This is a genomic window from Helicobacter valdiviensis, assembly GCF_003245365.1.
In the GTDB taxonomy this organism is placed as follows: domain Bacteria; phylum Campylobacterota; class Campylobacteria; order Campylobacterales; family Helicobacteraceae; genus Helicobacter_D; species Helicobacter_D valdiviensis.
Genome location: NZ_NBIU01000008.1, coordinates 1 through 15574, shown reverse-complemented (window position 1 = coordinate 15574; position 15574 = coordinate 1). Strand labels below are relative to the sequence as shown.

Genomic DNA, 15574 nt, shown 5'->3' with positions numbered 1-15574 from the left:
TATTCCATTTTTATCATTGTATTTTACTATAAAAAATATTGATTCCTCTTTAATTCTTCCAAATTTTTACTAAACTCAAATTTAGTGCATTGGTATAAACTCTTTTTAAAATACAAAGATGAAATCTCGTTTATGGTTTGATTGTATTTATCTATATCGTCTTGATTTAATTTTCTATTACTTTTTAGATATTCACAAAACAATTCTTTCATTTTTTCCAGATATATTTGACTGCCCTCACCATATTTAACCCACAAAGGAGTGGATATTTGCTCAATCATTTCTCCTAGTGATAAATTTTTATCTTTTAATAATTTTTCATAAATCTGATATATCTTTAACTTTATCTTTAATTTCACCAGAAGCAATCAAATTTAAAACATTTTTTGAAAAAATATTAACAATTTTAATATTGTTAATATTTTGATAATGAAAAGCTATTTTCCATTTAACTGCATCACCAAAATCTATCTTTTCTATATCCTCTAGTCTATTATTTTGACTTGCTTTTATGATTTGTATAATTTTATCTTTTACATTATAAAATGCTTCAGTTTCATTTTTTCCATATCTAGTTAGCCAAGCATAGTTTTCATTATATGTTCTACCATTTTGAGATTCCTTTTTGCTTGTATCACATCTTTTGTATATACCAAATTTAAAAGCAGAACCTCCCCAAATACTCCCTAAAACATCCATTTTACTTTCCAATCAATAAGTAAAATCATCTCTATTTGGATTGTCTTTTTTGAATACTTGTATATTCTTCAATCTTCATATTAGAAATTCTCTCTAAATTCCATTTCTCTTGGAAATCTTCAAATAATTGTATTTTGTTTTTAATATCCTCCATCTACACCCCCATATTTTTATGCTTAATAAGCTCTTTCATAGCCAAATAACTATTTAGTGCTCCAAGATATGCCTTAGCAGTGGCAAACATCGTATCAAGATGTAATCCATGTCCAATAAGTGCAGGTTTATTTGGATCAAATTCCACTTTTACTACCACTCTAGCAAGTGCGTCTTTGCCCTCACTTACCGCCTCTACCTTATAATCTTTTAATACTCCATTATATCCACTAATTCTATCAATAGTTTTTAAAATCGCATCCACACTCCCATTCCCGATAGCTGCATCCACACATTTATCGCCATCTTTTTGGATACAAATTGCAGCATGAGGCACACCATTAGAGCAATTTCCAATTTGCAATGATACAAGCTCAAATACTTGCGGAATGCTTATACTCTCCGCACTCATAATAGATCGCAAATCTTCATCATATACTTCTTTTTTCTTATCACACAAAATCTTAAATTCTGCAAATGCCTTATCCAAAGCTTCTTGTGAAATATCCACAAAACCCAAACTTGCAAGTTTATCTCTAAAAGCAGCCCTACCACTATGTTTGCCTAAAACTAATCCATCACTCTCTATAATTCCTATATCACTAGCCTTCATAATCTCATAAGTTTCGCGATTTTTTAGCATACCATCTTGATGGATTCCACTCTCATGCGAAAAGGCATTTTTCCCAACAATCGCTTTATTAGGCTGTGGGCGGATACCTGTGATATCTGAAACTAGCTTAGAGCTTGCATAGATTTCTTTTGTGTTAATTCTCGTATCTAGGCCTTTAAAAATATCTTGCCTTGTTTTTAAAATCATTACAATCTCTTCTAAAGCAGTATTTCCTGCCCTCTCTCCTAGCCCATTAATTGTGCATTCAAGCTGTCTAGCTCCATTTTTAATCCCCTCTAGCGAATTTGCTACTGCTAAACCTAAATCATTATGGCAATGCACTGACAAAATTGCTCTATCCCCAACGCATTCCTTCATTTCTTTAATCAAGCTTCCAAGCTCACTTGGGATTCTATATCCCACAGTATCTGGCAAATTTAGCGTGCTAGCACCCGCTTCAATCACAGCTAGTGCAATTTCTTTTAGAAATCCCACATCACTTCTACAAGCATCCTCACAACTAAACTCTACATCTTCACACAAGCTTCTTGCAAGTTTTACTGCCTCACACGCCCTTTTTAATACCTCATCTTCTTTCATTTTAAGCTTATATTCCATATGAATTTTACTTGTCGCAATAAAAGTGTGAATTCTTTTATGTTTGGCATTGCGCAATGCATTTGCTGCAATCTCAATATCTTTAGTAAGTGCGCGCGACAAAGAACAAATGGTGCTATTTTTCACCACCTCTCCTATTCTGCTAATTGCTTCAAAATCACCTGGACTTGCCGCTGCAAATCCTGCTTCAATTACATCTACGCCAAGCTTTTCTAATTGCAAAGCAAGTCTAACTTTTTCTTCTGTATTCATAGAAGCACCAGGGCTTTGTTCGCCATCTCTTAAAGTTGTGTCAAAAATTTTTATCATTTCCATAATTATTTCCTTTGGTAAATTAATTTTTATTGCGTAATATTAAAATATGATTAAAAAGTAAAAACATTTGCATCCCCTAAGGGAGCAGAGGCAGAAGAAAAGAAAATGTAAGAAAATTTTTCAAAAATGTGCTAATGTATTTTAAAAAGCGTATTCTCATCTTAGCACCTTTTTTTACAAATAAGATAATAAAAAGCCCGAATAGGCCCAAAAAGAACATAGGCACTCATTAAAACCACAATTGTATAAGTAGGATACATAAACAAAACAGCAAGCACAAGCATTAATAAAACAATCACTTTTCCAAAGCTTACTCGCTCAAAACTCATTTTTTTAAAACTTGGATAGCGGATATTACTAACCATTAATAAACCTACAACCAAACTACTAATCAACAATACCATTAAAAGCATAGAAGAATATTTAGAATAATCTTGTGCAATACTCATTTCAAAAAGCAGCCAACTTACAATAAACACAGCAGCAGAAGGTATAGGAAGTCCAATAAAAACATTAGGTTCATTTTGCGTAGTGGTTACATTAAATCTTGCAAGTCTAATGGCTCCAAACACTACATAAAGCCCTGAAACTACAGCACCAAACTTACCATAATAATGTCCTACATAAAAAAATAAAATCATAGCAGGTGCTACACCAAAAGCTACAACATCTGCCAAAGAATCAAACTCTACACCAAATTTACTCGTAGTGCCTGTAAGTCTTGCAATGCGTCCATCCAAACCATCAAAAATAAGACTAAGCAATACCAACCAACAAGCAAGTTCAAAACGCCCAGAGTATGCATAAGCCATAGATAAAACACCAAGATAAATACTAGCACCAGTAAAAAAATTAGGTAAAATATACAAAGGATCTATTTTCATGCTCTTACATATCCTATCAATGTTTTTCCTGCATAAATTCTATCTCCCTCATACACCTTTAATTCTGTTTTTAAAGATAGCTTTATAAATGCTTTACCACTTAGAAAAAATCCAATTCTCTGCCCTAATTTTTCTAATTGCTTAGGATATAAACTCAATTTATAGGAATAAATTGTAGGGAAAAGCTTTAATTCTAAATCACTAGAACCAAACTCCTCATTTTTGCAAAATTTAATTTTAGTATATTCTCCTGTATTTTCTTTAGCATTTAAAAGACCAAAAACCTCTTTATCTTTTCTAGCATACCCACTAAAAGGCATTCTCAAAAGCCCTCTAAAACAAATAGGTTTAGCAAGCTCTATATAAATACCATCTTGCTTGGTTTCTATTTTTTTAATCTTAGCATCAAGTGGAGCTAAAATAGCATCTTCTGAATACTCTTCTGGAATTCTTTCTGGATTGTAGTAAAAATACACTAAACAAATAAAAGCCAAAAAACTAATAAATGCGAGTATATTCCAAGAAAATAGCCAACAAAGGAGAAAAATAACGCCTACTATGCTTAATATCTTCCAACCCTCTTTTGCGATAATCTGCGTTGTTGTTCTCACTTTGTTTCCTTATATTTAAATTTTATGCTTCCTCTTCTTCTTTTACAAGACGCGTAGGCATATTATTTTCTTCTTCAAAAGTAGAGATAATCTCTCTTACTTTCTCTCCATCTATATTTTCTTTTTCAAAAAGTTCTTTTACGATATTTTCAATAGCTTCTTTATAGGTAGTTAGAGAATCTTTAACTGCTTCAAATCTCTCATTTAAAATCTCTTTAATATAAGCATCCATTTTTTGTGCCATCTCTTCACTGTATTCCCTAGAACTGCTTAAACCACCATTTAAAAAGGCATTGCGTTGTTTCTCCAATACCATAAGCCCTGCTACATCTGTCATTCCATAATAGCTCACCATTGCTTTTATAATATCTGTTGCTCTTTCTAAATCGTTGCTAGCACCCGTTGAAATCTCTCCTAAAAATACAGCTTCTGCTGCTCTACCGCCCAAAAGAACATCTACTTCTGCTAAAAGCTCATGTTTTTGCATAAGATATTTATTTTCTTCAGGTGCATTTAGAGTATAACCAAGTGCTGCTAAACCTCTAGGAATAATAGAAACCTTAGTAACCTTCTTAGCGCCTTTTGTAATCTCTGCAATTAAAGCATGTCCGCTTTCATGGTAGGCAACAATCTTTTTTTCTTTTGGAGAAATTCTACGCGATTTTTTCTCTAATCCTGCAATCCCTCTTTCTACTGCTTCTAAAAAGTCGCTTTGCTCCACTTCTCTTTTATTATTTCTACCTGCCAATAATGCAGCTTCATTGACAATATTTGCCAAATCTGCTCCTGCAAGTCCTGCAGTAAGCTTTGCCACTTCAAATAAATCTACATTTTTAGAAAGTTTGATATTTTTAATATGCACTTTTAAAATCTCAACTCTTCCTTCAAAATCTGGCTTATCCACTAAAACTTGCCTATCAAATCTACCCGGTCTAAGCAATGCAGGATCAAGAACTTCTGGACGATTAGTAGCAGCCAAAACAATTACAGGAGAAGAATCAGAGCTAAATCCATCCATTTCTGCTAAAAGCTGGTTTAGAGTTTGCTCTCTTTCATCATTACCACTAATCATTCCACCTGCTGCTCTACTTTTACCAATCGCATCAATCTCATCAATAAAAATAATACTTGGCGCTTCTTTTTTGGCATTCTCAAATAAATCTCTTACCCTACTTGCACCTACACCCACAAACATTTCAATGAAACTACTTCCACTTACAGAGAAAAAAGGAACATTAGCTTCGCCTGCAACGGCTTTTGCCAAAAGTGTTTTACCTGTTCCAGGAGGTCCTACAAGCAATACACCTTTTGGTATCTTAGCACCAAGTGCTGCATATCTATCTGGATTTTTCAAGAAATCTACAATTTCCACTACTTCATCTTTAGCTTCTACATTGCCTGCCATATCATCAAACTTTACATTAGGCTTCTCTGCATTCACAAGTTTTTTAGAACTTCCAATTCCTAAAATTCCATTCCCCATATTTTTTTGCATTCTTGAAGCTAAAAACATCCAAATTGCAAAGAAAATAAACACAGGCAATACCCAACCAAAAAGCATATCGCTAAGCCAATTGCTCTCATTATAACCAGAATATTCTACTTGCTTTTCTTCTAAAAGCGGAATTAAAGAATTATCAGGGCTTACTCTTTGAGCGGTATAAACCACTTTATTCCCACCCATATTAGAAGTAGCTTTAATCATTGTCTGCCCAATAGCAACAAAATCTACTTCTTTATTTTCAATCATCTTTTTTAATTCATAATAATTCACGCTCTTATTCGTGCTAGCACCACCCAATCTATTGCCAACATCCCCACTAGGAGAAATAAATCTAAACGCAACAATGGCAAGAATTGCAAACACGATAAAAACTAAAATGGGATTTTGATTAAAAAAGTTATTAGGTTTTTTATCTTGCTGATTAGGTTCGTTATTTTGTCTTTTTTGCATTGATTTTCCTTATTGTTTTTTTAGAGCAAAAGTTGTCCAATCGCCATTTTCAATCTGCTTTAAAATGGCAAAATCCTTAAATTTATCAAGAACTTTTTTTGCATACACATTTAAAATTCCTGATAATACCAAAATACCTTCTTGTTTAACATATAATTGCAAAGGTAATGCCACAATAATATCTGCTAAAAGATTTGCTACCACTATATCAAAGCTACCTTGCAAAGCAGAAATCTTTTCTAAAGAACCTTCCCAAATCTCTTCAAGCTTTACTTGGTTTTTACTTGCATTCTCTTTGGTAGATACTACTGCCATTTCATCTGTATCACAACCCCACACCTTTGCACCGCATTTACAAGCTGCAATGGATAATATTCCACTGCCACAACCAACATCTAATAACTTTTTATCTTGTAAATTAAGCTCTTGCAAAATCTGCAGACAATTATATGTGCTTTCATGATGACCACTTCCAAAAGCAAGTGCAGGATCAATCACGATATTAATCCTATCTTGCTTGGCTTCATACCATGATGGATGTATGTAGAGCTTTCCACATTCAATAGGAGTAATGGACTTGCAATACTCATTAATCCAATCTTGATTTTTTTCTCTTTTTTCTTCTAGGCTATATTCAAAATCTTTACCCACAAGTTCTTTTAAATTATTTGCATAAAAAATCAAATTTTCTTTAATTTTAGCTGTATCATTTTGTGTTCTTAAAATAAAGCCCTTATCTATTTGCTCGATAGCCTCATTAGATAATTCCATTGCTTTATCCTCTAGCATTTCAATAAAATCGCTAGAATGCACAATAAGACAATTATAATAAGTATCCATCTTTTTAGTCATTCACACCTAAAACTACTTCTAATTTCTCTTTTAAAACTTGAGGTGTAAAAGGTTTTACTATGTAATTATTCACACCTGCTTTTAATGCTGTAATTACTTCTGCTTTTCCACCTTCAGTAGTTACCATAATAATAGGAATATCTTTAAATCTCTCATCGGCTCTAACTTTTTTTACCAAATCAAGTCCATTCATTTCTGGCATATTCCAATCTGTAATTAAAACCTTTACATCAGGGTTGGCATTCATTCTATCCCATCCCTCTACACCATTTTCACCTTCTAAAATATCATTATACCCTAATCTTGCTAGTGTATTTTTTATAATTCTCCTCATCGTTGAACTATCATCTACAACAACCATTTTCAACACGGACTCCTTAATTGAAATATAAAACTTTTCTAAGCCTAAATAAAAAATATGACTAATTATAGCACAAATTAAAGCAACTATTTCTTAATGCTAAAAAAGCTTAAACAATAAAAACTCTAAAATAATATTTTAAAGTTTTTATTTTAGCCATGCAGTTTAAATACAATTTCCTTATTTTTACAAAGAATTTTAAACCACATTGGGAGAAACTTTTGCATTAACCAACCCTATTATACTATAAATATTAAATATTTTTAAGTTTTTATAGATTTGCGATATTAGATATTTTTTACCATAGAACATATTGTAACGGAGTTTAATTGTTAAAAGTTACCTTTGATAACACTCTCTAAAAATAGTTTTTATTAAACCAACTCTTTTATAACAAACCCTTTAAAGCCTTAAACCTTAAAAATAGAATTTATAAGAGGCATTTTAACAGATAAACTATCTTAAGATTATTTTTTACAAAACTCTTAAATTCATATTTTATTATAAATAAATATCCAAAGCTATATGAATTTTGTTAAATAGTATTAACCACTAATGCTATATAAAAATCTTACAATATTATTGCCCTTTTTAGACTTTCTTATCTCAATGATTTATTAAAAGACATTCCGCCATTTAAACAAACAAGGGATATTTATAGAAATAACCCAAATTAAAGAAAAAATAGCAATATCAAAGTAATTTCTACTCTCTAAAATTTTTAAATCTTACAAAAACTTTTTGCCCTTTCTGTGCATAACTTTCAGCTTTTACTTCTTTGTTAAAGCTATCATTTAGTGTGGCTCAAACTATAATAATTTCTTATTAGATTGTTAATTGGATTATCTAGACTTTAAAAACATAAAGCAAGTTTGGAGAAATTTCAATAGACTTAATTTGGAGAATTTATAGAATATTTACATAAAAAATTAAATGGATTATAGAAGCCAAAGTTACACTTTAGCTTCTTCTCTTCTTTGGAGATACTCCCAATATTCATCAACATTTTTTTGCCATTCTTTGATTAAATATTCATTTTCTGGTTTAAATAAATGTTTAAATCTTGCTTGAGCTCCTAGATAATCTCTTACTGGAATTATATTTTTAGGACGGTAAGTAATTCTTAACTCCCTGCCATTAATGATTTCAAAAAGTGGGAATACAAGAGAATCTGTTGCTAAATCACTCATTTCAATAGTATGGTTAGCAGGGAATCTCCATTCAGTTGTGCAAGCGCTCATTGCATTAATAAAGGTTGGCCCTTCTGTTTCAATAGCAGTTTTAATTTTTTTACTCATATCTTTCCATTTATTAGGAGCTACTTGAGCTACATAAGGCGATCCATGAGCTGCCATAATAAAAAGCAAATCTTTCTTTTTATCTTTCTTACCATAACTTACGCGTCCTGCTGGAGTTGTAGTCGTAGAAGCCCCTATTGGAGTAGATCCGCTTCTTTGTCCTCCTGTGTTTGCATACACTTCATTATCCAAGCACACATAAGTAAAATCATGTCCTCTTTCAAAACAGCCACTAATAAATTGGAAACCAATATCATAAGTAGAACCATCTCCGCCAAATGCCACAAATTTTGGCTCTTTATCACTATATAATTTGCCTTTTCTTTTAAGAGCCTTATACATTGCTTCTGCACCTGCAATAGCAGTAGAACTATTTTCAAATCCGATATGAATCCAAGGCACATCCCAAGATGTATAAGGATACACAGCAGTAGAAACCTCCAAACAACCTGTAGAGGCTGCTACAAGCAGTGGATGATCTGTTGCATTCAAAACCTCTCTTACGATAATCCCATGAGCACATCCTGGACACAATAAATTCGCACCTTCAAATCTCTCACTTGCTTTAGAATATTGTTTTAAATTTTTAATTTCACTCACTTGATACTCCTTAATTAAAGCCAAGTTTTGGACCTCTAAGTCCAATAAATTGTTGTGTTTTATGGGTTAGTTTTCCTGCTTTTGCATTTGCATCTAACTCCTTATAAATCTCTTCTAGGTGATTTTGTGTTAAATCTCTTCCACCAAGCCCATAAATATAATTACTCACTACTGCTTTAGAACCCTGTGCATAAAGAGCCGCAACTCCTTCATTATAAAGCATTCCCATAGCTCCTGCTGGTAAGCTTCTATCTAAAAATGCCACTGCTTTAGCATTTTTTAAAGCCTCTCCTAATCTCTCATAAGGGAAAGGACGCAATACTCTAATACTTACAACACCTGCTTTAATACCATTTTCTCTAGCTTTTTTAGCAGCAATGCGTGCAGATTCTACAGTAGTTCCAAGTGCTACAATAATCACTTCTGCATCTTGCGTATCATATTGCTCCACTACATTATATTTTCTACCACTTAGTGCTTCAAACTCTTTAAAAGTGCGTTCAATCACAGGCATAGAATTCATAATTGCATGATGAAGCTGTGCTTTATGTTCAAAATGCCAATCTTCCTCTGTTTGAGAACCATAAGTAGCAGGTTTGCTAAAATCTAGCATTGCATTTTTAGGCTTATAATCACCGATAAATTTATATGCAACATCATCTTTTAAAGGACGCACACTTTGTGCAGTATGTGAACAGATAAAACCATCTTGATGCACCATCACAGGAAGTCTTACATCATAGTCTTCTGCAATTTTAAATGCCATAAGGTTAAAATCATAAGCCTCTTGTGGATTATAGGTGCATAGATTCACCCACCCTGCATCGCGTCCAAGATACATATCTGAATGATCTCCATTTACATTTAAAGGGCTTGCAAGAGCACGATTAACCACATTTAAAACAATAGGTAATCGCATACCTGATGCTTGATAAAGCACTTCAACCATAAGTGCAAAACCTTGAGAACTTGTAGCAGTTGCCACACGCCCACCTGCAGCTGCAGCACCTACACAGCCACTCATTGCTGCATGTTCTGATTCTACCATTACAAATTCGCCATCAATATAACCATTTGCCAAAAAAGTTGCATAATTTTGCACAATAGGGGTCGATGGAGTAATAGGATAAGCAGAAACTACATCAATTTGAGCTTGACGCAACGCATGGCTTGCTGCCATATTCCCATCCCAAACTTCAATTTCTTGTAATTCATATACATCTGCCATTAGTTATCCTTTTTCTTTGCTTCTTTTGCAGGCCATTTACTTAGAGCCTCTTGGTTGCTTTCATAATCATTAAACATTAAAAGTGATTTTGGATTTGTAGGACATACCTCTACACATACACCACAGCCCTTGCAATGCACATAATCTACACCACTCATCTTCTCATCTCTTACCAAAATTGAAGAATCAGGGCAATAAACCCAACAAAAATAACAATTAATGCAATGATCGTGGTTAAAAACTGGTTTTTCCACTCTCCAATGTGCCACACTTGCCTTATAAGAACTATCTTCGCGATATTCTCTTACATCTGCGTGTTTTTGAACCATTTCCCCACCTTCTTTTTCAAAAGGAAACAATACTGAACCCGCTTCAAATTCATTCCAGCCTTTATATTCCATACTTACGCTCCTATTTTACTTCATTATAAGCTTTTCTAATAACTTCCATATTTGCATCAATAATTTTTTGAGGCAGTTTTTTACCTAAAACTTTCTTAAAAGACTCCAAGAAAAACTCTAAATCTAAGCTTTGCGAAACTTTCAAAAAAGCTCCAAGCATAGGTGCATTAGGGATTGACTTTCCAAATGCTTCCATAGATAATTTAATGCAATCTAATATATAAACTTCTTTATTTTTAAGCTCTGGCTTACTTTCTAAAAACTCTTCTTTACTTAGATGTGTTGTAATGATATATTTTGTAGTAGGTTTTTCATTCGCACAAATATCAGCAATATAAGTCAAACCTGGATCAATCACCAAAATATAATCTGGATTCATAAATTTTTCGTGATTTAATATCGGATTTTCATCAATTCTATTATAAGCCGTCATCGCAGCACCTCTTTTTGCAGAACCATAAAAAGCAAATGCTTGCACCTCTTTACCAGTTCCTGCAATTACATCTGCTAAGCCTTTAGCACCTGTTACTGCACCTTGTCCTGCACGGCTATGCCATCTAATTTCAAGCATGACGCCTCCTAAATGATTAATTTTTACACTTAAATTCTAAAAAAGAGGTGCTTAAAAACTACTTTGCAAAGGCATTTAGTAAAAAATTCTTTTTCTTTGTGTAAAAATAACCCATAAATATAAAAGAATAAAATGTGTAAAAAATACTCAAATAAATAAAAAATAAACCCTTATAAATCCTCATAAGTTTCAAAAAGTAGCAGTAGAGCTTAGAATTCCGCTATATTTGCAACCAAAGCATATCTTGTATTTTATTGTTTATTATCAAGCAAACTCATTTTTATCACTTATGTAAAATAGGCGTAGCATAAGCATTTGCAATTAGGGATAAAACCCTATAAACACAAAATATTCTCTATCATATTTGAAAGTTGTGTGATAATTACAATCTGTTACACTTTTTATAAAAATGTATTTATTTTATCTACATACAACTTGCTAAAACAAAATAAACCACCTTTCTCTCACAATAAGGATTTGCAATAATATCAATCACATTGGATTTAGAATATACCCTCTTCCTTTTAAATTAACTTCAATAAATACACACCCAGCCAAAATATCTATATAACCACACATTTTAGCTTTTATCTTAAAAATATTGCAATAAATATTTTATGCTTTTGATTTATAATTTACTAGCAGATTGCCCTATCTTATGTATAAAATCATTGAATTAAAAAGGTAGGCTCAAATTTTGCAAATTCCCGTTTTCAATTCTTTTTGCAGATATTTTTGCTTAGCTTGATATTTTTTTAGAAGTATATATAAGGATGGCAAAATCATAATGGGAGGAAGCAAGAAATAGCAGTGCTAGAAAATTTTACTTGTTTAAAAATAGAAACTTCTACACCATTAAGCAATGGAAAATATTCCATTGCTTCTATAGGTCTTAATGTATTTAATGTGTATCTATAAAGATACTTTACATTCACTTTGTTTCTGGCTATAGTCTCCCATCTACTTGCTCTTTTGGCAAGATTCCCTTTAAATCATAAACTATAGTATTCCCCTTATTGCTAAAGTCATATTTTTTAAATTCATTATGTGATACAGCAACAATAACCGCTTTATAGTCTTGGAGTTTAAATTTATCCATATCTTGCAAGCTAAGCTTATACTCATGCTCTACTTCTTTGCTATCTGCCCATGGGTCAAAAATATCCACACAACAATCAAACTCTTGCAATTCTTTAATAATATCTACCACTCTTGAATTTCTAATATCAGGGCAATTTTCTTTAAATGTAATACCCAAAATCGCCACCTTAGATCCTACAATTTGGTGTGATTTTTTAATCATTAACTTAATAACTTTATTAGCAACAACAATCCCCATGTTATCATTAATATGTCGCCCTGCTAGGATTACTTGTGAGTGGTAGCCTAAAGATTCGGCCTTGTGAGTTAGGTAATATGGATCAACACTTATACAATGTCCCCCAACAAGCCCCGGACGGAATGGTAAGAAATTCCACTTTGTCCCTGCTGCTTCTAGCACATCTAGCGTATCTATTCCCATTTTATCAAAGATAAGCGATAGCTCATTTACAAAAGCGATATTAATGTCCCTTTGTGAGTTTTCTATAACTTTTGCAGCTTCTGCTACTTTTATACTTGAGGCTTTGTGTGTTCCTGCAGTGATGATACTTGCATAAAGGTTATTGACTTCCTCTGCAATTTCTGGTGTAGAACCGCTTGTTACTTTTTTAATACTTGGCAATCTATGCTCTTTATCTCCTGGATTGATTCTCTCTGGAGAATATCCACAAAAGAAATCTATATTAAACTTTAATCCACTCATCTCCTCTAAAATAGGAACACAATCTTCCTCTGTGCAACCTGGATAAACAGTGCTTTCATAAATTACTATATCTCCTTTTTTAAGCACTTTACCTACGCTTTGGGAAGCCTTTTTTAATGGTGTTAAATCTGGTTTATTGAAATTATCAATAGGAGTTGGCACAGTTACTATAAAAATTTGTGCTTTTTTTAAATCCTCTAAATTTGTCGTATAGCTTAGCTTTTTTGCACTTAATAGCTCCTCTTTTTCTACCTCTAATGTTCTATCATAGCCCTCTTTTAATTCTTTAATTCTTGCCTCATAAATATCAAATCCTATTACTTCATACTTTTTTCCAAACTCTACTGCTAGAGGCAATCCAACATATCCAAGTCCAATAACTGCTAAAGTCTTCATTTATCTCCCTTAAATAATATAAAGTTTTAAAATTCTACTTATTTTTCTTAAATCATTCATAAATACATTTTCAATTTGTCTTATACACTAATGCCTTTTGACATGCCTTACATCTAAAAGAAGCCCCCTTTGCAATTCTATAGTGGATATCATCTGGAACATCATGTATCTTATTAGGACATGCACATGTATAATAAAACCCATCTATTTCTTCCCCCTCTTCTACAATATCATATTCATCAAGATTATCAATATTGTTTAAAAGCTCTGGCACCAAATCGCAAACTTCAGAATTTGCTACAATAGCATCTCTTCTATATTTTTCTACTTTCATATCTTCTTTTAAAATATGCTCTAAAAGCCATTTTCTAGCAACCACATTAAGTTTTTCTTTAACCTCATTAAGACTTGTGGCTTCTTTGACAATAGAAAACATTTGCTTAGTAATAGCATTATGAATGGATTTATGCTCTTCTAGCTTGGGGTAGCCAATTTTTTCCATATATTTTTCTTCTTCTTTAAAATGCACAGCCATATAATCAAAAAACCTTTTTAAAACCTCCTTGATTTCATTGGCTGTTGCTTGACGATTTGCTAGTAGAAAAACACGATTTGCAATTGCAAATAGCATTTTATGCTGTGCATCCACCTTCTCATTATGCACACTAAAAGTATTGCTCCACTTTATCACTCTAAACACACCTTTTTATAAATTCTAATGCTAGATTTTATCTTCTTTTTTCACTACTTTACCTTAAAGATAAAATTATCCTTATCTTACTAAAAATTTTTAACATCACTTATGCTTTCTTAAATCCATAAAAACAGCATTTACATTTTTAAACATTACCAAACACATAGCCCATTTTCTTTAAATGACAAATTGAAAAAACTAGCCATATTTTCTTTCCACAAACAATCTATGCAAATGAAAAGCACCTGCATTCAAATGTACCACAACATAAGAAAAAATCTTGTCTTTGAAAGTCTTTTTTTGTTCTAAATATTGCACAATTTTAATAAAGCAATTTTCATCATAAAAATCGTGAGGAAATGCAAAATAAAGCGTATCACTTTTAACTTGTTTATGTGTATAGTGGTTTAAAAACTCTAAAGTGAATTTAGCTTCAATCTTTCTAAAATTCTCATCATTAAAGCATAAATTCTCACCCAAATAGCTAGACTTTAAATTGCAATAGCTTTTTTGATTAAAAGAATAGTATTGGTTATGCTCTGTATCTTTATTAAAATGCTTATCTAAATTAAAAAGATGTGCTACAAATTCCTTTAAGCTCTCTTTGGATTGAAATTCAGTGGGAGGCACATATTTAAATTTCATTTCATTTAGCATTTTAAACGCTCTTTGCCATTCTTTGTTCTCTTCTATGCTCTGCTAAGCTTGGCATATTAGATAGAGTGTTTTTCCACGCTTTAATACACATTAAAACTTCATTGACATTTTGTGTATGGGTTTCACTTTTCTTTAAAATCTCATTTAACCATTCTATATTTCTAATATCTGCCTTAACAAACTCTTCATAATTTACATTAAGGATTTTTGCAATATATCTTACATATTGTTCTATTGCTCCATCTTTTTCTACTTGGAATTTGTATTTAATAGCAGTTTTTACAAGTGCATTCATACTCATAAGGGCTAAAATATCTGAAAAGTTAAAGGCTATCTTTTCATTATCTCTTCTATAGATAAGAAAACGCAAAATAACACACATAAACTCTTTTTGCTTGTATTTCCACATTTTCTTTTTTTAAATCTTCTTGCATTAAGATAACTTCATACTTAATAGCATCGCCCTCTTTTTCTGTATGGTTTAAAAAATTTTCAAGCTCTAACACACCACGATTTAAAAAGTTTTTTAATTCCATAGCAACCCTCCATAAATCTCCCCCATTAAAGTTTTATTTTTATTATTTTTATTTTATGTCTTGCAGTTATTATTCTAATAAATTTCTCATAATATGTCAATTCTACCTTAAAAAAACACAAAAAATCTTGCGATAAGAATAAATTCTTAGACTATTTGGCAACTTAGCTTTTTACATTGACAAAAAATATAAAAAATAAATCATATTTTATTTTTAAAGTAATCTTAAAAGTTAAATGATAAAATTCTAATGTGTTTTAAGCAGTTTTTATTGTCTTTTAAAGGCTTTAAGGAGGCTCAATGGTAGAAATAAATATCTTTATGATACTA

General features: G+C 32.0%; 18 protein-coding genes. All 18 read right to left on the bottom strand.

Annotation, left to right across the window (positions count from 1 at the left end):
* Positions 1–26: 26 nt before the first annotated feature.
* The gene (locus tag B6S12_RS11045) at positions 27–281 is read right to left on the bottom strand and encodes a hypothetical protein (protein ID WP_111229541.1); all 255 of its coding nucleotides are present in this window, start codon (positions 279–281) and stop codon (positions 27–29) included.
* 37 nt (positions 282–318) lie between these two features.
* Positions 319–711, bottom strand: coding sequence for a hypothetical protein (locus B6S12_RS04090; protein ID WP_181450948.1), 393 nt, complete (start codon positions 709–711; stop codon positions 319–321).
* A 19-nt stretch (positions 712–730) separates the two neighbouring features.
* Entirely contained in the window at positions 731–853 is a 123-nt protein-coding gene (locus B6S12_RS11645; protein ID WP_281267878.1) for a hypothetical protein, read from the bottom strand.
* Positions 854–2398 carry a 2-isopropylmalate synthase gene (locus tag B6S12_RS04085; RefSeq protein ID WP_111229539.1) on the bottom strand — a complete coding sequence of 515 codons (1545 nt, stop codon included), beginning with the start codon at positions 2396–2398 and terminating at the stop codon, positions 854–856.
* 161 nt (positions 2399–2559) lie between these two features.
* Positions 2560–3282, bottom strand: a complete 723-nt coding sequence (pssA, locus tag B6S12_RS04080) for a CDP-diacylglycerol--serine O-phosphatidyltransferase (RefSeq protein ID WP_111229538.1) — start codon at positions 3280–3282, stop codon at positions 2560–2562.
* Complete coding sequence (locus tag B6S12_RS04075) at positions 3279–3893, bottom strand: phosphatidylserine decarboxylase (protein WP_111229537.1); 615 nt, start codon at positions 3891–3893, stop codon at positions 3279–3281. Before B6S12_RS04075 ends, pssA begins: the two co-directional genes overlap by 4 nt.
* Positions 3894–3915: 22 nt before the next feature.
* Positions 3916–5847 (bottom strand): ATP-dependent zinc metalloprotease FtsH, encoded by a 1932-nt coding sequence (gene ftsH, locus B6S12_RS04070; protein WP_111229536.1) that lies wholly within the window; start codon positions 5845–5847, stop codon positions 3916–3918.
* 9 nt (positions 5848–5856) lie between these two features.
* Complete coding sequence (locus tag B6S12_RS04065; protein ID WP_245892518.1) at positions 5857–6699, bottom strand: 50S ribosomal protein L11 methyltransferase; 843 nt, start codon at positions 6697–6699, stop codon at positions 5857–5859.
* Positions 6692–7066, bottom strand: coding sequence for a chemotaxis response regulator CheY (locus tag B6S12_RS04060; RefSeq protein ID WP_111229535.1), 375 nt, complete (start codon positions 7064–7066; stop codon positions 6692–6694). The genes B6S12_RS04065 and B6S12_RS04060 overlap by 8 nt, the downstream gene beginning before the upstream one ends.
* Before the next feature lie 947 nt (positions 7067–8013).
* Positions 8014–8958: a thiamine pyrophosphate-dependent enzyme gene (locus B6S12_RS04055; protein WP_111229534.1), complete on the bottom strand. Its 945-nt coding sequence runs from the start codon at positions 8956–8958 to the stop codon at positions 8014–8016.
* A gap of 10 nt (positions 8959–8968) precedes the next feature.
* A complete protein-coding gene (locus tag B6S12_RS04050) occupies positions 8969–10186 on the bottom strand; it encodes a 2-oxoacid:ferredoxin oxidoreductase subunit alpha (protein WP_111229533.1) in 1218 nt (405 codons plus the stop codon).
* A complete protein-coding gene (locus tag B6S12_RS04045; protein ID WP_111229532.1) occupies positions 10186–10587 on the bottom strand; it encodes a 4Fe-4S dicluster-binding protein in 402 nt (133 codons plus the stop codon). Before B6S12_RS04045 ends, B6S12_RS04050 begins: the two co-directional genes overlap by 1 nt.
* Before the next feature lie 10 nt (positions 10588–10597).
* Entirely contained in the window at positions 10598–11158 is a 561-nt protein-coding gene (locus tag B6S12_RS04040) for a pyruvate flavodoxin oxidoreductase subunit gamma (RefSeq protein ID WP_111229531.1), read from the bottom strand.
* Between the two features lie 946 nt (positions 11159–12104).
* A complete protein-coding gene (tviB, locus tag B6S12_RS04035; protein ID WP_111229530.1) occupies positions 12105–13358 on the bottom strand; it encodes a Vi polysaccharide biosynthesis UDP-N-acetylglucosamine C-6 dehydrogenase TviB in 1254 nt (417 codons plus the stop codon).
* A gap of 70 nt (positions 13359–13428) precedes the next feature.
* Positions 13429–14049, bottom strand: coding sequence for a bacteriohemerythrin (locus B6S12_RS04030; RefSeq protein WP_111229529.1), 621 nt, complete (start codon positions 14047–14049; stop codon positions 13429–13431).
* Between the two features lie 201 nt (positions 14050–14250).
* Positions 14251–14697 carry a hypothetical protein gene (locus B6S12_RS04025; RefSeq protein WP_181450947.1) on the bottom strand — a complete coding sequence of 149 codons (447 nt, stop codon included), beginning with the start codon at positions 14695–14697 and terminating at the stop codon, positions 14251–14253.
* A gap of 13 nt (positions 14698–14710) precedes the next feature.
* Positions 14711–15091 carry a hypothetical protein gene (locus B6S12_RS04020; RefSeq protein WP_111229527.1) on the bottom strand — a complete coding sequence of 127 codons (381 nt, stop codon included), beginning with the start codon at positions 15089–15091 and terminating at the stop codon, positions 14711–14713.
* Complete coding sequence (locus tag B6S12_RS04015; protein ID WP_111229526.1) at positions 15060–15245, bottom strand: hypothetical protein; 186 nt, start codon at positions 15243–15245, stop codon at positions 15060–15062. The genes B6S12_RS04020 and B6S12_RS04015 overlap by 32 nt, the downstream gene beginning before the upstream one ends.
* Between the last annotated feature and the right edge of the window lie 329 nt (positions 15246–15574).